This is a genomic window from Perlabentimonas gracilis, assembly GCF_011174675.1.
GTDB classification, from domain to species: domain Bacteria; phylum Bacteroidota; class Bacteroidia; order Bacteroidales; family Tenuifilaceae; genus Perlabentimonas; species Perlabentimonas gracilis.
The window spans coordinates 15,749-36,921 of sequence record NZ_JAANIG010000039.1; the positions used below are offsets into that span (position 1 = coordinate 15,749).

At 44.6% G+C, this 21,173-nt stretch carries 13 protein-coding genes; 3 read left to right on the forward strand and 10 right to left on the reverse strand.

The window, feature by feature from the left end:
* Positions 1 to 3 precede the first annotated feature (3 nt).
* The 3 genes from G8O23_RS14300 to G8O23_RS14310 all read right to left on the reverse strand — a co-directional run bounded on the left by G8O23_RS14300 (position 4) and on the right by G8O23_RS14310 (position 6,861).
* Entirely contained in the window at positions 4 to 4,368 is a 4,365-nt protein-coding gene (locus G8O23_RS14300) for a hypothetical protein (protein ID WP_166366021.1), read from the reverse strand.
* Positions 4,368 to 6,023 (reverse strand): hypothetical protein, encoded by a 1,656-nt coding sequence (locus G8O23_RS14305; RefSeq protein WP_166366023.1) that lies wholly within the window; start codon positions 6,021 to 6,023, stop codon positions 4,368 to 4,370. Before G8O23_RS14305 ends, G8O23_RS14300 begins: the two co-directional genes overlap by 1 nt.
* A gap of 103 nt (positions 6,024 to 6,126) precedes the next feature.
* The gene (locus G8O23_RS14310) at positions 6,127 to 6,861 is read right to left on the reverse strand and encodes a hypothetical protein (RefSeq protein WP_166366025.1); all 735 of its coding nucleotides are present in this window, start codon (positions 6,859 to 6,861) and stop codon (positions 6,127 to 6,129) included.
* 963 nt (positions 6,862 to 7,824) lie between these two features.
* Between G8O23_RS14310 and G8O23_RS17655 the strand changes: the two genes are divergently transcribed.
* Positions 7,825 to 9,675 carry a B12-binding domain-containing radical SAM protein gene (locus tag G8O23_RS17655; RefSeq protein WP_166366027.1) on the forward strand — a complete coding sequence of 617 codons (1,851 nt, stop codon included), beginning with the start codon at positions 7,825 to 7,827 and terminating at the stop codon, positions 9,673 to 9,675.
* 179 nt (positions 9,676 to 9,854) lie between these two features.
* Here the strand turns inward: G8O23_RS17655 and G8O23_RS14320 are convergent, their stop codons facing one another.
* The 6 genes from G8O23_RS14320 to queG all read right to left on the reverse strand — a co-directional run bounded on the left by G8O23_RS14320 (position 9,855) and on the right by queG (position 16,442).
* Positions 9,855 to 10,991, reverse strand: a complete 1,137-nt coding sequence (locus G8O23_RS14320) for an alpha/beta hydrolase (RefSeq protein WP_166366029.1) — start codon at positions 10,989 to 10,991, stop codon at positions 9,855 to 9,857.
* Positions 10,992 to 11,122: 131 nt separating this feature from the next.
* Positions 11,123 to 11,935 carry a zinc transporter ZupT gene (gene zupT, locus G8O23_RS14325; RefSeq protein WP_166366031.1) on the reverse strand — a complete coding sequence of 271 codons (813 nt, stop codon included), beginning with the start codon at positions 11,933 to 11,935 and terminating at the stop codon, positions 11,123 to 11,125.
* Positions 11,936 to 12,073: 138 nt separating this feature from the next.
* Positions 12,074 to 13,285: a BaiN/RdsA family NAD(P)/FAD-dependent oxidoreductase gene (locus G8O23_RS14330; protein ID WP_166366033.1), complete on the reverse strand. Its 1,212-nt coding sequence runs from the start codon at positions 13,283 to 13,285 to the stop codon at positions 12,074 to 12,076.
* Between the two features lie 3 nt (positions 13,286 to 13,288).
* The gene (locus tag G8O23_RS14335; RefSeq protein WP_166366035.1) at positions 13,289 to 14,278 is read right to left on the reverse strand and encodes a GSCFA domain-containing protein; all 990 of its coding nucleotides are present in this window, start codon (positions 14,276 to 14,278) and stop codon (positions 13,289 to 13,291) included.
* Positions 14,279 to 14,650: 372 nt separating this feature from the next.
* Positions 14,651 to 15,490, reverse strand: a complete 840-nt coding sequence (locus tag G8O23_RS14340) for an alpha/beta hydrolase (protein WP_166366037.1) — start codon at positions 15,488 to 15,490, stop codon at positions 14,651 to 14,653.
* A 31-nt stretch (positions 15,491 to 15,521) separates the two neighbouring features.
* Positions 15,522 to 16,442: a tRNA epoxyqueuosine(34) reductase QueG gene (queG, locus tag G8O23_RS14345; protein WP_166366039.1), complete on the reverse strand. Its 921-nt coding sequence runs from the start codon at positions 16,440 to 16,442 to the stop codon at positions 15,522 to 15,524.
* A gap of 134 nt (positions 16,443 to 16,576) precedes the next feature.
* On the opposite strand from queG, the gene G8O23_RS14350 reads away from it, so the two are divergent.
* Positions 16,577 to 17,104, forward strand: a complete 528-nt coding sequence (locus G8O23_RS14350; protein ID WP_166366041.1) for a hypothetical protein — start codon at positions 16,577 to 16,579, stop codon at positions 17,102 to 17,104.
* Positions 17,105 to 17,180: 76 nt separating this feature from the next.
* On the opposite strand, the gene leuS is transcribed toward G8O23_RS14350, so the two are convergent.
* Positions 17,181 to 19,964, reverse strand: coding sequence for a leucine--tRNA ligase (leuS, locus tag G8O23_RS14355; protein ID WP_166366043.1), 2,784 nt, complete (start codon positions 19,962 to 19,964; stop codon positions 17,181 to 17,183).
* 176 nt (positions 19,965 to 20,140) lie between these two features.
* On the opposite strand from leuS, the gene G8O23_RS14360 reads away from it, so the two are divergent.
* Complete coding sequence (locus G8O23_RS14360; protein ID WP_166366045.1) at positions 20,141 to 20,797, forward strand: response regulator transcription factor; 657 nt, start codon at positions 20,141 to 20,143, stop codon at positions 20,795 to 20,797.
* The last annotated feature ends 376 nt before the right edge of the window (positions 20,798 to 21,173 follow it).

Here is a 21,173-nt window from a genome sequence, read left to right on the forward strand (position 1 = left end):
ATCCTAAATGTCAAATGTTATCACTCTTTCAGTTGTAACAATTCCCTCACCCGGCAGCACATACCTTAAGGTTGAGGTATATTGTAAGTTTGTGAAAATGGGATAAAAGTATCCGTTAATTAGATTAAGAAAAACTTGGTTTGGTGCCGAAGGGCTGTATAGCACTGCAGCCTTGTTTTTTAAATCCTGATAATCTTGGTTCATTACAACTACACCTGTAAACATTATCCCAATTGATGCTCCAGGGTATGAGTAATTTGTTCCAATGGAAATGTTGCCAACGCTGGAGGTGTTAGCTGTTTGGTAACAAATAACAGCCTTGAATGGGGGTACACCAAACTCAGCCACATCGCGCCAAGTAATTTTTAGTCCAGAGTGCCTTGGGTAACCTTGATATACCAGCGGCTTGATGTAATCATTATACCAAACATTATTATCGAGGTTAATATCGAGCTGAATAAGGCGGTTGTTAATGTCTCCATATAGTTCAAAATTATCTAATCGTTCTGTTAGATCGGCAAACTTCACAAGGTTATGAATGCCGGTAGTTACAATTTGCATTGCTGTGCCGGAGAGCTGCATATCGTCAAGCTTAGCTGAAAATGTTGCATACAAGCTAGTCCTCGCTTTTAGCTGGAACAGCACTCTTTCAAGTTCAACCTCCCTTTCCCCCTCAATATTGGTTTGCGTTAGCTCCACAGCTTCGGTTTGGATAGCTAGAGTTCGCTCAACATTAGCATCGATGGCAACAGCTTGGGTTGTGGGAACCTTGCTTACCCTAATGCTGTAAACCATTTGCGACGATAAATTTTGAGGAATTGGGAAGGTTATTTTGGTGTCGGAACTACTATATGTATAGTTTGACCTTATATTAGGATTTTCCCCTTCAAATATTACCACCCCTTGCCAGTCGCGTTCTGAACTGAGTAAGTAGCTAAAGTCATGGGTAAGCTTAATGTACCCGGTGCTATGCTCGCGCCAGTGGAAGTTCATCATGTTTGCAACGGGGTATGTATAAACAATGCACTCCGAAGGGATATGATCGGGTCTTTCGCCTGTTGTAAAGGTTATCGATTGCTCCTCACGCTGCGTTTGCCCACCAACCATATAGTCATTCCACTTACCATTGTTCATGCGCTGGAATACTACTCGTACCTTTACATTAACATCAGTAAAACTGGGGTAAATATCTACTGTTTCGAATGATACAACATCGTTTGTACTATTCCAAACAGTATTGCCCTGAACCTGTGAGTTATTAATTAACACCTGAAGATGCGACAAAACAATTCTAAAGGTTTGTGTTTCGTTATTTTCGTTAACTAATTGGAATGGTTCATTAAGGGGCATATTAAAAGCTACCTGTGGAGTAACAAATACGCTAACATTTGTATTGCCAGAGGATGGTGATATATCTGCAATTACTGATATATTTCCTAGCGGGTCGGCACCCTTTACCACACAATTATCACCCACAGAGAACTCGAAATTACATTGCCCTTTAACTAATCCTCCTAAAATATTGTAACTTCCTCCTGCATGTCCCTTAAAGTAAATAGGGTTTGGCAGTTTAGCCTGAAGCAGCGCTGATGCGGATATGGCAAGGATATCCATTTTGCGATGATTACCGAAGAGTTTAAATTCTACCCCAATTTTACCAGACATAAAAGCATAGGCTTGGCCCATCGCGTACCATCCATTAACACCAATTGGTGGTGGGAATCCTTCGCAAAATGCAGTTGTTCCGTAGTCCTTAAGCATAATGTCGAACCCGGTATACAGGCTAAATGAACCATAAAAAATTAGAAATTTTTCCTCGCCTGTATCCATATTAAATGAACTTCCAAAGGCAAAACCAGATCCCGTAGATATTAACCCCTCCTCAAATGATTGGACATTGGTTCCAGTAACCTTATTGGAGACGTTACTGGGGGGGGCAGGGAAAGGCGGAATATTTGTTCCCACCATGAGGTAGCTGGCAAAGTTTATGGAGTTGAATACTTTAAGCCCGATTCGTGAGTCTGGGGTGCCCATATGTACGTACCACTCGCTGGGGTTAAACCTGAATATAACCGAACCCGCCTTGTTGTTAGCATGAGTCCCTTTTACAACACCTAGATTTACATAAGCCTCATTAACGCCGTATAGGTCTTTATTGGTAAAATTGTACGCAATATCCATTGATAACCTCAAGGGGGCAGAACTGGGGCTACTCCTCAGGTCAGAAGCCATACAGGCCTCCCCCTGGAATCGAATCGATTCAATTCCACCGCTTGAGTAGAACTGGATTCTAAAAGATACTTGACCATTTACTGCCTTTGGGTTAGGATGAGTTCCAAGAACCACAGATGCTTTAAGACCCAAGCCATATGTTTCGTTTGGGACATAGGTAGCTCCGGAGAAGACTATTCCGGGCGATGTGGAGTTATCTGTTGAGGTATGATTGCCTGTGGGTATTGAGTACGAGCTGGGCTCCGTTTGCTTCATTTTGTATGAAACTCCGCCACCAAATCCATAAATTGCCACACCCGTAAAAATTGGAATGCCAGCTGATTGCGAAGCTAGAGCATCTACATACCAGTACCTATAACCATTAACACAACCAAATTGTGCAGAGGCATTCACACTTATGCCAGGTGTAAACTTGGCGTTTATCATTCCCCTAAAGCCTTTCCCATAAATAGCGTGCTCTTGGTAGAATGCTACTGATCCGTTAAACTCAAAGCCACCCTGATCTACATTAATTGAAATTCCACTAACTTGGGTCTCTTTATATTGATATTTTGTTTTGCCGCTCGAGGATGTTCGCTCCGCCCAGATAGTAAAAGAGCCATCTCCCCCAAATCCACTCTCTGCCGAAGCCATAAAACTCACATTGGCCTGCATAGCCAATCCAACTAAATTACCATCTTGAACAAATGATAGATGTGTTACGCTTACCGGAAAACCAGCCAACAACCCGTTGGGTAATGAGCAGTTTCCTATTGAAAGATAGGGTGCTTCAGTTCCTAAAACTAAATCTTGGAACTCGAAAGTACCTAAAGATACGTCGTTGCCCAAGGCAATACTCATTTGGCCGTGAAGTATAGCTTGTGGTTTATAGGTGTTGCCTTGTTTTACAATCTCAATTGTTGAGTTTGGCTCGAGAAGAAGCTGAGCGCCCCACAGATTAGCGTTGAACTCCTCTGTATAAGCAACAGAAAAGGTTAGGTTAGATTGTGAGTCGAGGAGGCCTGCATATCGAAACCCTTTCTGCTCGTCGGAAATAGGCACCTTTATCTCACCCGTTAGGTTGAACCCCGAGAAGGAATTCTTAAAAAAGGTAAACCCTAGTGTATCAATAGAGAACTCCCATCCGCCCAGATTCCCTTGTTCTAGCGATAATACGTTTGCGGCAAACAGACGACCTGTGATTCCGTTGGCATCAATTATCATATTTTGAGCACCAATTTCAACTGATTCGGAGTTGTTTTTGCCCAATCCGGCTGGTAGTTTAACCGTAAACTCAGGGATAACCAGCCCTCGCCATAGGGTGTTTAGCTGTTGAGGTTGATTGGCTGGAAAGAATCCAGCAGGGAAAATTGTACCAGGAGGGTTTCTTAAATCGCTTATATCAACAAAAACATTCCCAGGGTGAAATTCAAAATCGGGAAGACCATTTACCTCAAAAGGTTCCATACTAAAACCTAGTACCACATCATTAAAATCAGTGAAGTTTGCAAAAAAACTTCCCATAGCAACGCTGTCGGCAACTGAACCTGATGTGGGTTTAATAAGATTTGAGGGAAAGATTACATCGCCACCAATGGTAGTAGATTTGTATCCGTTGCAATCCCAGTCAATACTGGTTATGTCGCATCTAAACCTAAGAGTAAAGGCACCTAGGCTTATGTCTTTGTCTTTAATGAGTTTAAGCTGTGCGGTTTCAATACCGTTGGGGCCTAGTCGAACGTTGTCGGCAAAGAATCCTAACTTTTTGTCACTTCCCGGAAATCCAACCGTCATATAGGCTTTAAGATTAGCCCCTGTTGGGTCTAATGTAAGATCATCGAGAACAATTGTGTACTCAACCCCAGCTATGTTTTTTTGAATCCCTACGGGCAGTTCGTATGCTTGGTTAGCGGCTAACAAGCCAACATACCTATTGTTTGTTTTTACTTTATGCAAAAGTGCTTCTGCTTTCATTTCAAGAGCAGAGGGTGTAAGTTGAGCAGTGTCAGGATTTGAGTTGACAGATGCAGGTAGCAAAAGCGTTGCATTAATATTGGGAACAGCTAAACCTGATGGAGGAGTGGCTGAATATGAAAAAAAACTACTGGTTTGAAATACAAGTAGAAATAATATAAGGAGAGGTTTGCGTCTTTTCATCAGTGCTCTGGTTGTTTACTTTCACCATCTTTTATAGGGGAATATTTGTACTGAAAGTTATAGGTGTACATCAGGTTAAAAATAAGTTCTTGCCTTCCCCCTTGTCCACCCCCTACTGTGGAAATAAGATAATATGCTCCGGAACAGTTTATATTATGACTTTCCTTAAAATTCCAAGTTCCTGTTAGTCGTATATTGATATTTGTGTTTTGCATTTTACCATCGAGCCAAGTTTTATTGTATGCAGTTCCCAATGTAATCCTAACCTTACCGTCAATAAAAGATTTTGATGAACTTACAAACGGCCCAAACGTATTGCTTACACCAAGAGGGTTCGAGTTTGTTGAATAGAAAGTAGAAGCAGAAAAACTCCAGCCAGACATAGGGATTGAGATTGCGTGAGTAATGGCAGCATTTATAAAAGTTAGGTTGTTACCATTATTTGTATCCTCTTGCTTATTTAGCGACTGGTTACCCGAGAGCGAAATGTTTGATGTCTGTTTCAAACTTTCATCACCAAATGCATAAGTAATGCCCAACGTGGTTGACCTGTTGACCTGCGTAAAGTTTAGTGTATCAAGGTTTTCGTAGGGAGATGTGGCGTTGATATGATCAAATACCGATCGCAGATGCGTGTACGAAGTAAATGACGAGAACGAAGAGTTTAAGTTTAAACTTTGACTTGGAGAGTAAGAGATATTTCCTGCGCCAACCAAACGAGTATTTGCGAATATTTTTTGATCATTCAAATTGTCTCTTTGCACTCCAAAATTTCCTCCTAGGTTCAGTTTCCCGTCTAGCAATCTAATAGCAGTATTTAATGTTATATTCTCAAGATCATTAACAAAATAGTACGCTCCGAGGGTATTGTATCCAGGTTGTACTTGTTCGTATGAAACACCCATTGTTCCTTGAGGAATACTGTAATTCACCCCCATTTTATAAGCCCAATATGACGAAGTGCTATTTCGAGCAGGGTAAAGACCTCCCCAGAATTTTCGTTCGTTAGAAATTGCTGAGAACTTGTCATCAGTTAAAATGCTATTGCCAATGCTTAGCATTAAGTTAAGTCCATCGAATGGTATTGCACCTCCTTCAAACGAAAGGGCTAGGTTTTCCTTTGGCAGAATACCCAGCGAATCGGGTAGTATTTGGATGGAATTTGGCTCATCCCAAGCGTAAAATGCCGATGTGTTAAAATTTGCCTTGGGAAGAGATGCTGAGGCTTTAACGCCTACGCCCAGTCTTTTATATGCGGGAAGATTAAGGGGCGGCTCAAATTCTGTTGCCTTTAAAAATTTCCCATATACAAGTCCCACTGACACAGGAGTATGTGGGGGAGCTAATTCAAAACCAAAACCACAGAATTGATGACCACTAAGTGTATATGGAGAGTACGACACCGAATTATAGCCAACATAAGTTTTCACCCATTTATATGAAGGTTGAGCACCAAATTGATTAAAGGTGAAGGGATGGGTAAACCCGATGTTTTGATTAGAATAGGAAAAGTTTAAAGGCATTGAAAATCCATACAAAGACAAATTTAGTCCACCTACAATAAAGTATGAATACGGATCTCGACTAGTTGTATTATCCCATATCTGTGGGTTAAACATTTGATCTACGCTTAGATTGCCATTAATTGTTAACATTTCTTTATCTTTTATCGTCGACAAATCTTGGCTTATTCCCTTGTTCTTAAATAATGCAGAAAGCAAAAGAATTGTGAGTAGTAAAGATTTTGTAGTGTAAATTTTATTCACGTTTAAAACTCCAGTTATTGTCAATATTCTTAAAAAAGACTCTAGCTTTCTTTAGTGCTTCCTCGGGTTCTAAAGATTGTAATCCATCTTTTCCTTCCCAATTCAATTCGGCAATTTCTGGTGCAACTATGGTAAGGACAAGGTATGAGCAGGGAATAGAGGTTGAAACGTTTGGATTTGAAGACTCACAGCCAGAATTGTTATTTTGAATAAGTTCAATTAAATAGCTAATATTTTGTCTGCTTTTTGAAAAAAGGATATAGGGGTAAAGTGTTTTTATAGCATCTAAGGATATATCTATTCTGTTCAAATAATCAGACATAAGGTTCTCGGCTTCAGCGTTACCTAGCCTTGTTAGCGATGAAAGAGCAACCCAACGTTGGTAGAATGGAATATTAGTAGAAAAGCTAACATTCTTAAGAAGTAGCATAGATTCTGAGACCCCCTGTTTCCCACATAACCTGTATAGAGTAACTAAAATATTTGGATTACTTATCCTAGAAATCAAATCCACCAATGTGTCCTTCTGTCCTGAAGTATATTTTACATCTTCTAATTCTAATAGATTCTGTGAGGCAGTATAAACAATTCGACTATCTAGGTCGTAAATATTCTGTAGCATAATTGAAGTAAGTTCGCTTTTCACCAGATTGGACGTACTCCCAGCTACAATATTACTACCCACTGTAAGGCTTCTCCATCTTATATCAAAGATGGAATCTTTCATATTTTCTTTGATTATGTTACAAAGGAGTAGTTGTTCTGAATCGGTTAAAGAATTCAGTGGGATATTGATATTACTTACTTCTTGGTAATTCCTAATCCACCTAACATAATTATCAATGTTAAATCTATCAATACTCTGTCCAGTAGAAGTTTGGGTTAGTAATGATAAAATGAGGTATAGCAAGGCAAATGCCTTTTGGCAGTAGGTCATAGGTTAGGGTGTGTTTTTAAACGTGGCTAAAATAATAATAATCATCACGTTTTCAAAATAACCGCATCACAAATCGTTGTGATGTTCTTGCAGGCCACACATTGTCTGTGTTATAGGTGAATGGGGGTGTATAGATTATTTCTATTTAAAACAATTAATTCTTTTAATGAAATATAAGTCACTAGTGAGTTTTGTGATATCTCAAGATTCCAACGTTTCCCGTTTAGCAAGCGCTCCAGCCTCAGTCGTATATATCTTGGCAGGCTTTTGCCTAATTTACGAAGCTAATTCTTTTTGCCTTTGCAGGCGATGTCCGTAGATGCAACTTTTCCTGCAAATAGCGGGAGCCTACTTGAAATGGAACGACGGCGGTACAACCACAGCCGAACATTGTTTCAATCAGGCAGCCTTGAAAATCCTGACAGGTTTTCAAAACCTGTCAGGATTGGGATACACCAGCCTCCAGCTAGCAACACTTGCTAATGATAGTCCCGATCAGGTGCAACCTACCGAAGGTAGGTTGGCCTTAACGGGGACTCTAAACTTTCCCGCTTGACCTTGGAAAGTCCGCCAAAAGACAGGCGGATCTTTCCAAGTCTTCCCAGCCCACCATCGAGCAAACGCGTTTAACTTCTTTTAGCAGCCTTAGTTCGATAGATTGTAATGATGTATGGATATTAGTAATTTTCAATCGTAATAATCAGCAATGCTAAAAAAGTAATTCTACTTTTGTGCAAACAACATTTTAGCACAGTGGCACAAGTCGATATACTTCTTATTACTCCCCCCTTTATTCAGCTAAACACTCCCTATCCCGCAACACCCAGCCTTAAAGGCTTTTTGCACGAGAAGGGGTTTTCGGTGGCTCAGCTCGATTTAAGCATTACATGCATACTGCAGATGTTTTCGCGAGATGGATTGCAGCACCTATTCAGTGTTGCTGAGGTTAAGGGTTGCTCGGCAAACTCAAAGAAAATATTCGGAGCAAGGAGTGAGTACATTAGGCATATCGATTCGGTAATGGCATTCTTGCAGGGCAAGGATACTACTTTTGCCCATGCCATTGTAAACGGTGCATTGCCCAAGGCCAAGCGGTTCAATATCCAACAAAATCTGAATAAGCATTTCGGGTGTGACGGTGTACAGGACAAGGCTAAGTTTTTGGCCACGCTTTTTATTGAAGATTTAGGCGATTTTATTACCGAATGTATCGATAATCGCTTTGGGTTTAGCCGCTATGCAGAGCAGATAGGGCTATTTGCATCGGATTATAATGTGATTGAGCGTGAGGTGCAGACCGATTCGCCAATCACCACAATTATGCTCAACCTGCTCGATAAAAGCATACAGGAGCATAGTCCTAAGGTGGTAGGGTTTACTATTCCTTTCCCTGGGAATTTGATTATGGCGCTTAAGTCTGCTCTGTTTATTAAGCAGAATTATCCCAGTATTAAGGTTGTTATTGGTGGGGGATTTGTAAATACCGAACTGCGCAGCTTAAACGAGCCACGCCTTTTCAAGCTGGTGGATTATGTTTGCTTAGACGATGGCGAGCTGCCCTTGCTCAAAATACTTAATCGTTTAACAAAGGGCGATAATCAGCTCTTGCGAACTTATGTTCTAGAGGATGGAGAGGTTAAGTATATCAACAATGCAACCGAACCCGATTTTGACCACTCAAGCATAGGAACGCCCATTTACGAAGGGCTACCCCTAAACGATTACATCTCGGTTACCGAAACCACCAACCCAATGCACAACCTTTGGAGCAATGGGCGTTGGAATAAGATGTTTTTGGCGCATGGCTGCTACTGGCATAAGTGCGCATTTTGCGATACCTCGCTCGATTATATCAACCGATACAGCCCAGCCAGCGCTCAGGTGCTGTGCGATAGGATTGAAGCTATTATTGCACAAACCAACCAGCGTGGTTTTCATTTTGTTGATGAGGCTGCATCGCCGGCGGTACTTAGAAAGTTGGCCGATGAAATTCTTGCCCGACAAATCAGCATAACGTGGTGGACCAATATCCGATTCGAGAAAGCCTTTACCCCGGAGCTGTGCAGGCTGCTTGCCAAGTCGGGGTGCATTGCCGTTTCGGGTGGTATTGAGGTGGCATCGGATAGGCTACTGCAGAAAATGGAAAAGGGCGTAACCATTGAGCAGCTGGTTAAATCGACCCTGGCGTTTAAAAAGGCAGGCATTATGATTCATGCCTACTTGATGTACGGATTCCCAACCCAAACCAGCAAGGAAACCATTGATGCACTGGAGATTGTACGTCAGCTATTTGCAAACAGGTTGATTCAAAGCGCATTTTGGCACAGGTTCACTATGACGGTTCACAGCCCCATTGGGCTAAACCCCGAGAAGTATGGCGTTAAAGCGGTTCCGCTAGAGCCAAAGTCGTTTGCGCAAAACGCCTGCGAGCATATCGATACAGTAGGTTGCAACCCTAATCATTACAGCGATGGATTGGTAACTGCGCTGTATAACTATATGCACAACAATGGTCTAGATTTTAGCTTGCAAACTTGGTTCAATTTTAAAATCCCCAAAACAACCATTGCCCCAAACTACATAGCAAGCTTAATGAAGAGGTAGATGATGCTATGTCAGAACTATTATAATGCTAGTTAGTTTTTTATGGGGGGTTTGGGTATTGCAATTTAATGTATTTAACCTATATTTGTAACAATTGTCACGGTCGGTATATTTCATAGCTTGAATAATATGACCAATACAAAAAAATGGGAGCGGCAGCTCCCATTTTGCATTTATGCTTACTGAATGCCAAACATCCACTTAAGGGCTTCGGGGAATTCTCGACCCCAGTAGTACTCGTTATGGCGGCCATCGGGGGCAATGCTTTTAAATATCTCATTCTCCGAAAAACCCACCTCCTGCAGCATCTTCTCGGCCCTATCGATATTGGGAATTAGGCTCTCGCTCTCCTTCTCGCCGCCGTATAGGTATATCTTTTGGAATTGACGCTTGCGGAACTTCTCTATCTGGGTAAAGGCCTCCTCGCTCCACCAGAGCGACGGAGAGAAAGCCCCCACCTTGCCAAATACCCTTGGGTACTCCAAAGCAGTGTAAAGCGCCATTAGTCCACCCAACGAGCTGCCCATAATAATGGTGTTGTTCCTGTCGGGTAGGGTGCGGTAGTACTTATCGATGTAAGGCTTGAGGTCGCGCACAATGAATCGGGCAAATTTGGCTCCATCTCCGCCCAGCTTATCGGCGTTGGGCCACGGGGTGTACTCGTTTAGCCTCTCGTCCTCGCCATGATATATGGCCACCACAATGCAGCCAAGCCCTCGGCGTTCGAATAGGCTGTCCATAATCTCATCAACCCGCCACTCGCCAGCAAAAGCGGTGGATGCATCGAAAAGATTTTGCCCGTCGAACATATATATCACCGGAAAGCCTTGGCTCGACGAGTAGTTGGGAGGGAAGTAAACACGCACTGTACGCCTACGGTTAAGCTGTGGAATCTCGATGCTGGTGGGCGTAAAGAACACGCTTTTTGATGCGGTGGACACCAGCTGCCGTGGGTTTATCCTATCGCGCCAGTTTTTAATATCCAGAACAATTGTATTGCCCAGGGAATCGACATATAGCCTGTTGGCAATATCCCTGCCTGCAGAGTCAACTTCTACAGAGGTCCAGTCGCCGCGACAAATTTTGTACTCAAAGGTATCGGGTACGGCCTCAAGGGTAAGCGATAGTCGCCCTAGGTTGTCCTCTGTAAACTCATACTCGGGATTGTTGGGTTGCCACTTGTTGAGCATACCGGCTAGGTAAAATTTTGAGTCGCGGGGGGTATTCTCGGGAATCGATTTTAGGATAAAAGTTACCTGTGCAAACAGGGTTGCCGAAAGGCTAACGAGAATAATGAATGCAAGTATCTTTTTCATAGCGCAACATTTTGCTGTAAAGTTATGATTTTGATTTTAACTGCATAGAAGATGCCACGAATGCGATTGATGAATAACTAGGGGCCAAAGTTTGTTGGAGCAAAAGCAGGCAAAGTACTGTTATTAAAATGCTATATAAACATCAGCAAGCTAACGGCCATAACGGCCATACCACCTATTAGCCCGTATATTGATAGGTGGTGCTCACCATATTCCCGGGCGGCGGGTAGAAGTTCATCTATGGATATAAAAACCATAATACCGGCCACACCTGCAAATAGAATTCCAAAGGTTAGCTCGGTGAGGAATGGCAGCAGAATTAGGTATCCAACCAGCGCCCCAACAGGCTCGGCCAAGCCCGACAGGAACGAGAGGGTAAATGCTTTCTTTTTATTACCCGTTGCATAAACTATGGGAACCGATACAGCAATTCCCTCGGGGATATTGTGAATGGCAATGGCCACGGCAATGGCAATACCTAAGCTGGGATCGGTTAGAGCCGCTGTAAATGTGGCTAGCCCCTCGGGGAAGTTGTGTATGGCAATGGCAAGCGCTGTGAAAACCCCCATTCGCATTAACCTTTTGTCCTTCTGGGGTTTTTGGTCGGCCTCTTCAACTAGCTTTATCTCGTGGGGGTTCTCGGCAGAGGGAATTAGCTTGTCGATTATGGCAATAAGCGCAATACCAGCAAAAAATGATCCTACAGTTATCCATGACCCAGAGGTGTACCCCGCTGCTTCGACAAGCGACTCGCGAGCCTTGGTGAGTATCTCCATAAACGAAACGTATATCATTACACCCGCCGAAAAGCCCAGCGCAACCGACAGGAACTTGGTGTTTGTGTGCTTGGTGAAGAAGGCGATGGCGCTTCCAATCCCTGTGGATAGGCCAGCAAATAGGGTTAATCCAAATGCAATAAGGATATCGTTTAGCTCGTATTCCATTTTCTATCGAATTTATTTTTTAACTATTCTATGCCCAATTTGATGGGCTAAGCACCTCGAAAGATACTGTTTTCAATCAACACAAAGTTGGTAAATATGTTTTGCATTTTTGATACGAACAACAATTTTTGATAGATACTACCCCAGTTGCCCTGCAATATATCCGGTGGTCCAAGCGGCTTGTAGGTTAAATCCACCTGTAATGGCATCAATATCGAGCACTTCACCTGCAAAGTAAAGGCTTTTGCACACCTTGCTCTGCATGGTATGCAGGTCTACGCTATCGAGGCTAACCCCACCACAGGTTACGAACTCCTCCTTATGAGTAGCCTTCCCTTTAACGTTATAAATATCATTGGTAAGAGTTTCTACCAGCTTGTTGATTCCTCTTTTACCAACCTCCTCCCACCTTTTTGCTGGCGGTAGTTCGGCTTTGGCTAGCAGATATTCCCATAATCGTTCGGGTAGGTTGTATGGCCTAGCATTGGCAAGCTGCTTTTTAGGGTTACTCTTCGATTGTTCAAAAAGTTCGGTGGAAACCAGCTCGTTGTTGGGTTGGTTTATCCAGTTTATCTGTAAGTTGAAGTTGTAGCTCATTTCGCTTACTGTCCTTGCAGCATACGACGAAAGCTTAAGGATTGCTGGCCCACTCATTCCCCAATGGGTGATTAGAAGGGTGCCCTCGCTTTTAATCTTTGTTCCCTGAATGCCAAGGATTACATTATCAACCACAATTCCCATAAGTTGGGTAATGTGCTGATTGGGAATATTAAACGAGAAGAGCGATGGAACAGGATCGGAGATTTTATGGCCAAGCTCCTCGAGCCATTGCAAACCCGTTCTTTTTGGCGATCCGCCAGTGGTAACAATTACCTTGTTGAATGCATATGATTCATTGCCGTTGGCAATCATAACCTCAAGGCTATCATCCTTTGGAGTAATGCCGCTGGCTGGTTTTTCGGTTTTAACAACTACACCTAGTTTTTTTGCCTCGCCGGTTAGGCAATCGATAATGGTTTGCGAACTTTGCGACTGGGGAAAAACGCAGCCATCGGGTTGGGTTACCAGCTTTACGCCCCGCGATTCGAACCAGCTAATGGTATCGTTGTTACTGAAGGTGTGGAACGCCTTTTTTAGGTTTCGTCCTCCTCTGGGGTATGCTTTTATCAGCTCCGAGATACGAGTGCAACCATTGGTAACATTACACCTTCCTCCACCTGATATCTTTACCTTGGAGAGCACTTTTTTCGATTTCTCCAAAATGGTTACCCTGGCGCTCGGGTAGTTCTCCTTTACCGCGATGGCCGCAAAAAATCCCGCAGCGCCCCCACCAATAATTCCAACAACCATTGCTTACAAATTTGCTGGCAATGATAGTAATTCTTCTTCAAAAGAAACTCCCGGAATCCGAGCTTCCATATCGGCAATTTTTTGTCGAGTCTTCACCACAAATAGTTTATACTCCTTGGTGTTGGCGTTGAATGGCCGATGGCGGCAGGCTTGAACAATGCTTTCTATTTCTTTGATGATTTTATCATCCTCGGGGGAGATGAATGCGCCACGAAATTTCTCCCATATATACTCAATGGCCATGGGGGAGGGGTGAAGCATATCATCGGCATAGAATCGGTAATCGCGCAGGTCGTCCATCATGATCTCATACGATGGGTAGTAGAACACGTTCTCGGGAAACCGATCAACCAGCTGGGCAATGGCCAGCAAAAGGGTCGATTTGCTAAGCTGATTGCCGTGGGCTCCATCCTTCCAGTGCCGCACCGGGCTAACGGTGAACAACACTTTTAGGTTGGGTTTAGAGGCAAAGCAACTGTTAAGCAGGTTGCTCCACTCCTCTACAATCTCATCCACAGAGAGCATACGTCGCGTAAATTCCTTGGCTGGTATCTTGTGACAGTTGGCCACCGGCTCTCCGGTTTTGTTTAATTGATATATTCTGGCGGTACCAAAGGTGATAATTAATAGTTGTGCTTTAGACCAATGGGTATGCGCATTCTCCAGCTGCCTATTGATATTGGTTAGGCAGTCGGCCTTGTCGACCCGTGAGAAACTGGTATGGTGATGTAGGCTTAGCCAAAGGTTATTGTGGAGTAGCAAGTCCTTCTCGTGATATGCATTGCCTGATATAATTCGGTTAAGCACCAAAGCTACCGATACCGGATTGTACACTACTCCAAATGGATTTATTAGTACAGGAAACTTTCGCTCAGCCAACATGCTCCCAATGTTATCGGTAAAGCACGAACCTAGCATAAGCATAGGTGTGGTATAACCAATCCTATAAGGATACTGCTTAACCTCTACTATCGTTCTGAATATTTTCGACATTTAATTAAAACCTATTTATGCTTAAATATAACAGCAAAATATCGATAAAAGTGATTTATGTAAACAATATATTGAATCTTTTTAACCGAATAACCTTTTCACTGCCCGCAACCCCACTGCTCAAATCTAAGCTCAATCATTCTTAAAGTTGACAGTTGGCAAATAGCAGTTGGCAATGGTTTGCCGAGTTCACTCGTCACTGCTCAACTCAATCATTCAATCAACCTGCCCGCTGACGTCAGTCAGGCAGCTTGCCTGCTGGCAAGCAGGGTCACTCAATCACTCCTTCACTCACTCCGACTCTTCGAAGCGCTCAGGGTATTGCAGACACTTTCACCGCTATCCGCTAGTTGCTGTTCTGTCATCCTCTAACTACGGATGATCCTCCAGATTTCCTGTGAGCCATTGCTTAATAACATTAAACACTTCGTCCTTTATCGCCTCGTTGTGCAGCTCGTGGTACATATCCTTAAAGGGGATAAAGCTGCATGTGCTGCACTCTTTTAGTAGCTCTTTTGATGCGCTGTACAAAGTAATTGGGTCGGCATCGCCATGCAGGAGTAGGAATGGTTTACGGAGCTTCGCAATGTTTTGCACAGCATATTTGCCTGCGCTGGAAATGCTGGTGAGTAATCGGGGTGTTATCTTACTATGGTTTAGCGGGTCGGTTCGGTAGGCTTTCACCTCCTCTTCAACATGGCAAATGCCATCGGCATTAAGGGGGGCTGTAATTTGCAATCCTGGCGCTATTCGGTTAAGTACCCGAACCAATGCCCCCATTAACTTCGAGGGCTCGTTGGCCAGCTCTATCCATGGCGATGTGGCAATTAGCAAATCAATTGGGTTGGTTTGGCGTAGCGCAAAGTTTATGGCGATATTTCCTCCCATGCTATGGCCGTATAGCACAACAGGGATACCCGGAAATAGCTGGTTGGTCTTATCTATGGCTAGATTTATCTCCTCCATGAACACGTCGTAATTTGGAATATGCCCCCGTTTCCCTTCCGATTGCCCGTGCCCGTAGTGATCCCAGGTGATAAATGCATACTCGTTCTGAACGAATCTGTTTGCCCAGTCTTTATACCTAAGCGAGTGTTCGCCCCACCCGTGGTTAAGGCAAATAACTGCTCGGGGCGTAACGGAGGGGTTAACATACCAAGCAAAAAGCTTTTCACCCGACTTTAGGGTGAGTGATATCTTTTTTGGTTCCATTTTTAGAATTTTAGGTGCAGTTTGGTATTGTTTAGCGATTAGTAATGCTTTTGCAATTTAGCATAAAATGTTCATATCCCGCTCTACTTATAGGCGTTTCGCCAAAGATATTATGGAAGTCTTCGTTCGATAGGTTTAGAATGGATTGGGCGTTTAGCCCAAGAATTTCTGCTTTAGGCTGTAATCCTTGGCATTTTGTTGTTTCCAGCTTGCCATTCCACGGGCACACCTCCTGACAAATATCGCAACCAAAGCACCAGCCATTGAGGCTTTGCCGTTCTTGCTCAGCTAGTGGCGTTTTCTTCTCGATGGTTAGGTACGAGATGCAGCGGCGGGCATCAACCACTCCGGGTTTAACTATTGCCCCGGTGGGGCAAGCATCCATACAGCGGGTGCAGGTTCCACAGCGGTTGGTAACGGTGCTGTTTGAGGGCTCAATCTCTATGTCAACAATTAGCTCACCAATAAATGTATACGTACCTAGCTTCGGATGTATAAGCAACCCATTCTTGCCAATCCAGCCCAACCCAGCGTTTTGTGCCCAAGCCCTCTCGAGCACCGGGGCCGAGTCGACAAAGGCACGGCCATTTACTGGCCCACACTCTTTACGCAGCAATTCAAGCATCTGCCAAAGCATCTGTTTAATCACCGTGTGATAATCGGTGCATAGGGCGTAACGCGAAATTTTGGGCGGTTGGGTTGCAATGGTTGGGTTGCCAGGATAGTAGCTTAGCAGAACAGAGATTACGGATTTTGCCCCCGGCACCAGCAGGGTAGGGTCGATGCGTTTTTCCAAATTTCGCTCCATATAGCCCATATCGGCGTGCATGCCCTTGTGTAGCCAGTGGAGCAGCTGATCCCTTTCGCTGCGGAAGGCTTTTGCTTCGCAAACTCCACATGCATCGAAACCTAAATTGCTACTTACCGTATGAATAATGTCTAAAGGAATCATTTGGCCTTTAAAAGAGGGTTACCAATTATTAAAAAGTCAAGTTTAGATAAAATTCTCAACGAAACCAAGAATAATTATTTAGATATTTTGGTTATGTTTGTATTACCTGATTTTGTAATTCACTGTTATACAAAATGAAAAATATCCTACTAATAGCCATGGTTGTTACCTTTGGCATTGTTAGCTTAAATGCTCAGGAGGTAGATAAGGTTACACGTTATCAGCAAAAGTACGACGAGGCGGTGGAGAAGGTGCGTATTGTAGAGGATGCAATATCCGAAAGCCAAGCTATGATTAGCGAGGGCGAAAACCTCAAGAAATCGTCGCAAAGCGAAAAGAAATCATTTGCAAAGCAGGAGAAGCAGCTTACCAAAACCTACAACAAGAACAAGAAAAGTATTGAGAAGAGGCTCAAGTCGAAGGATAGGGAGGAGCGAGCCGACGCCAAGGTTGAGCTTAAGCAGCTTGCCACGGAGTATAAAGCAGAGCTTAAGGCCGTTAAATCGAGCATTAAGGAGAGCGAAAAAAACTATACTAGGGCTGGTAAGCAGATAGTGAAGGGGAAAACCAACCTAAAGAAGAATAAGCAGAAGCTTAAGGATGTGAAGAGTAAGCAAAAGATTGCGCAGTATCGACTTGAAGATGCAATGGCCGACGATTAGCCTTGTTCTGTATATCATGCAAAAAACGGAGGTGTAGCCACACCTCCGTTTTTTGTTTACATCCTTTTGGTAACCTTTACACCACAATGTTTACAATCTTATTGGGCACCACAATTATTTTCTTGGGCGACTTGCCATCGAGGAAACGGGCGGTTTGCTCATGGGCAAGCACCATCTTTTCAACCTCATCCTTGGGTAGGTTTAGCGGGATATCGAGGGTAAACCTTGTTTTCCCGTTGAACGATATGGGGCAGGTGAACGAGCTCTCAACCAAGTACTCCTCCTTAAACTCTGGCCACTGGGCATCGCAAACGCTTTGCTGGTGACCCAGCATGTGCCATAGCTCCTCGGCAATATGCGGTGCGTAGGGTGCAATGAGTATGGTAAGCGGTTCAAGCACTTCGCGCTTGTTGCATTTAAGATCGGTTAGCTCGTTTACGCAGATCATGAATGCCGATACGCCCGTGTTGAAGCTGAAGTTCTCGATATCCTGGCTAATCTTTTTAATGGTTTTGTGGATAACCTTTAGCTCATCCTTGGTGGCGGTATCGTTGCTTATGCTTACCTCGTTGTTTGCGTTTTGAAACAAGCGCCAAAGGCGACGCAGGAACTTATGTACACCATCGATGCCGTTGGTATCCCAGGGCTTCGACTGTTCCAATGGGCCAAGGAACATCTCGTAGATGCGCAGCGTGTCGGCGCCGTACTTATCAACAATAACATCGGGGTTTACCACGTTGTACATGCTCTTGCTCATCTTCTCAACCGCCCATCCGCAGATATACTTACCGTTCTCGAGTATAAACTCGGCCTCGGCAAACTCGGGTCGCCATGCGCGGAACTTTTCGGTATCCAGCACATCGTTTTCTACAATGTTTACATCAACGTGTATTTCGGTAACATCGTAGTCTTTACGTAGATTATATGATACAAATTGGTTGGTGCCCTTAACCCTGTACACAAAGTTGGAGCGACCCTGAATCATCCCCTGGTTAATAAGCTTCTTGAATGGCTCGTTTTTACAAACGTAGCCAAGGTCGAACAGGAATTTGTTCCAGAAGCGCGAGTAAACCAAGTGTCCCGTGGCGTGCTCGGTTCCACCAATGTATAGGTCAACATTCTCCCAGTACTCGTTGGCCTCTTTCGATACAAGCCCCTTATCGTTTTTGGGATCCATGTAGCGAAGGTAGTAGGCCGATGAGCCTGCAAAGCCCGGCATGGTGCTTAGCTCGTAGGGGTAGCCCTCGGGCGTGTGCCAGGTCTTGGCGCGGCCAAGTGGTGGCTCGCCCTGCTCGGTGGGCAGGTAGGCATCTACCTCGGGTAGCTCAAGGGGTAGCTTGTCCTCGTCGATGGCGTAGGGTAAGCCATCCTTATAGTAAACAGGGAAAGGCTCGCCCCAGTAGCGCTGACGGCTAAAGATGGCATCGCGCAGGCGGAAGTTTACCTTGCAACGACCCAGCCCTAGCTTCTCGATATTCTCGTTGATGGTGCGGATGGCCTCCTTCACCTCAAGGCCGTTGAGCATTCCGCTATTAATCACTATTCCCTCCTTGGCATCGTACGATTCGGTCCAGGTGGCAGTATCGGTTGGCGTTTCGCCGGGTTGGCTAACGGTTTGCACTATGGGTAGGCCAAAGGTTTTGGCAAACACAAAGTCGCGGCTATCGTGCGCCGGAACGGCCATGATGGCACCCGTGCCATAGCCAGCCAGCACGTACTCGCTTATCCAAATGGGAATTTTTTGCTCAGTGAATGGGTTTATGGCGTAGCTGCCGGTGAACTGACCCGTAACCTTTTTGGCCTCGGCCTGACGTTCGCGCTCGGTTTTGCGCTTGGCCATGGTGATGTACTCCTCCACATCCTGCTTATACTCAGGGGTGGTTAGCTGGTCAACCAGCTCGCTTTCGGGTGCAAGCACCATAAAGGTTGCGCCGTAAATGGTATCGGGGCGGGTGGTGAACACCAGAATGCCATTGTCGCTACCATCTATTTTAAAGGTAACCTCGGCTCCCTCGGAGCGGCCAATCCAGTTACGCTGAATCTCTTTTAGCGAGTCGGTCCAGTCGAGGGTTTCCAAATCGTTAAGCAACCGCTCGGCGTAGGCCGAAATGCGAAGGCACCACTGCTTCATCTTGCGCTGCTCCACGGGGTGACCCCCACGAACCGAGAAGCCCTCCTTCACCTCGTCGTTGGCCAGAACGGTTCCCAGCGCAGGGCACCAGTTCACCATGGTGTCGGCAAGGTATGCCAGGCGGTAGGCAAGCAGCGTTTCCTGCTGCTGCTTTTCGTCCATAGCCCTCCACTGCTCGGCGGTGAATGTTTCTATCTCGCTGCAGGCAGCATCAATTTTGGTATTTCCGTTTTGCTCAAATTCGGCTACTAGCTGCTCAATGGGTTCTGCTTTTTGCGTAACGTTGTTGTAGTAATGCTTAAACATTTTTACAAATGCCCACTGGGTCCAGTGGTAGTACTCGGGCTCGCAGGTGCGCACCTCGCGATCCCAGTCGTAGCTGAAGCCAATCTTATCGAGCTGCTCTCGGTATCTTTTGATATTGATATCGGTGGTTAGTGCCGGGTGCTGCCCTGTTTGTATGGCGTACTGCTCGGCGGGTAGGCCAAAGGCATCGTAGCCCATGGGGTGCAGCACGTTGAATCCCTGCAGGCGCTTGTAGCGCGAGTAGATATCGGAAGCAATGTAGCCTAGCGGATGGCCCACGTGAAGCCCTGCGCCCGAGGGGTAAGGGAACATGTCGAGCACGTAGAACTTGGGTTTGGCCTTGTCAATATCAACCTTGTAGGTTTTGTTTTCCTTCCAGTATTGCTGCCATTTGCCTTCTATTGCAGAGAAATTATAATCCATAAAGCGTTGGTGTTGTATAGTTTAAAATGAACGGGCAAAGATATAAAAAGATTAGAGATTTAAGGCAGGTTGACATGACGAGCCAACACCAGTGGGCGCAATTTTTTAGGTGTTTTTACCCTCCATTATAGCAATTCCTTTATCTTTATGTCGATTTTTAAGATATCCTAAAACCAATGATTAGGCTTGCAGTAGTAGATAAGGTGATTAAAAAGAAGGGCTACACCATTCACCGCGTTAAGGATCAGGGCTTGGTTAAATCCGTTGAGTCGACGGGCTACGATCAGGAGACCATTAACCAGAGGGATGAGGATGACCAGATGGTGGTGGTCTTCAATATCAACCTAAAGGGTGAGGAGGGCAAGGCCCTGATTGAACAGATAGACAAGCAGCAGGCCAAGGTGTGCCTTTACCTCTCGACGGAGGAGACTACCCAGGAGCAGCCCAAGGATTTGGATGGCATACTGGCTAGCGCCGACTGGATACTACTGAACGACTCGCAAAGGAACACCCTTGTGGATGAGATTGACCACGTGCTGAACAAGGGCAAGCGCATTAACCCCAAGGTGGCGAGCCGCATTATACAGTTTATTACACAGCCCAAGTTTAGGTACTGGGACTCGGCCAAGGAGCTAACCAACCGCGAGGCCGAGATCATGAACCTGCTTATTGATGGCCTAGCGGATAAGGAGATTGCCAGCAAGCTGGGCATAAGCCTGCAAACGGTAAAATCGCACCTAAAGCATATATACGCCAAGCTGGGCGTATGCAACCGGGTTGAGGCCATGCTGGTGTACACCAAGATAAATGGGAATGACCTTTCTGCTGATTAGTATACAGGATTAACACGTTGTGAGCTAAACCAATACGTTTTTTATCACTCTTTTGGGGTATTTTTTATAAAAATCCTTTGCCCTACATTTGCCTATGGAGGTGTAGGGAGTGTTTTTGCATGGTTTGGAAACCCAGGTTTACAGATTAAAAAACCATGTACCCTATTGAAAATTACCTAAAACCTTTATACTCCAAATCGCCCTACACTTCCTTTTTTTACTCACGGTTTACCCACTGGCTAGTTATTGTTGCTGGTGGTTTTTTGCTGATATGACCGGCTAAATATTATTTTGAGGTGCTAAGAGAAATAGTTCCTTAGCCTAAAGTAAAAGAACTCCCGATCCCTAGTGCCCTGATTGATCATGATAAAGCGCT

What these genes read in the sequence shown, in the direction of transcription:
- G8O23_RS14300 (WP_166366021.1), bottom strand. Translation starts at nt 4,368, where the DNA reads ATGAAAAGACGCAAACCTCTCCTTATATTATTTCTACTTGTATTTCAA.
- G8O23_RS14305 (WP_166366023.1), bottom strand. Translation starts at nt 6,023, where the DNA reads ATGTTAACAATTAATGGCAATCTAAGCGTAGATCAAATGTTTAACCCA.
- G8O23_RS14310 (WP_166366025.1), bottom strand. Translation starts at nt 6,861, where the DNA reads ATGAAAGATTCCATCTTTGATATAAGATGGAGAAGCCTTACAGTGGGT.
- G8O23_RS14320 (WP_166366029.1), bottom strand. Translation starts at nt 10,991, where the DNA reads ATGAAAAAGATACTTGCATTCATTATTCTCGTTAGCCTTTCGGCAACC.
- zupT (WP_166366031.1), bottom strand. Translation starts at nt 11,935, where the DNA reads ATGGAATACGAGCTAAACGATATCCTTATTGCATTTGGATTAACCCTA.
- G8O23_RS14330 (WP_166366033.1), bottom strand. Translation starts at nt 13,285, where the DNA reads ATGGTTGTTGGAATTATTGGTGGGGGCGCTGCGGGATTTTTTGCGGCC.
- G8O23_RS14335 (WP_166366035.1), bottom strand. Translation starts at nt 14,278, where the DNA reads ATGTCGAAAATATTCAGAACGATAGTAGAGGTTAAGCAGTATCCTTAT.
- G8O23_RS14340 (WP_166366037.1), bottom strand. Translation starts at nt 15,490, where the DNA reads ATGGAACCAAAAAAGATATCACTCACCCTAAAGTCGGGTGAAAAGCTT.
- queG (WP_166366039.1), bottom strand. Translation starts at nt 16,442, where the DNA reads ATGATTCCTTTAGACATTATTCATACGGTAAGTAGCAATTTAGGTTTC.
- G8O23_RS14350 (WP_166366041.1), top strand. Translation starts at nt 16,577, where the DNA reads ATGAAAAATATCCTACTAATAGCCATGGTTGTTACCTTTGGCATTGTT.
- leuS (WP_166366043.1), bottom strand. Translation starts at nt 19,964, where the DNA reads ATGGATTATAATTTCTCTGCAATAGAAGGCAAATGGCAGCAATACTGG.
- G8O23_RS14360 (WP_166366045.1), top strand. Translation starts at nt 20,141, where the DNA reads ATGATTAGGCTTGCAGTAGTAGATAAGGTGATTAAAAAGAAGGGCTAC.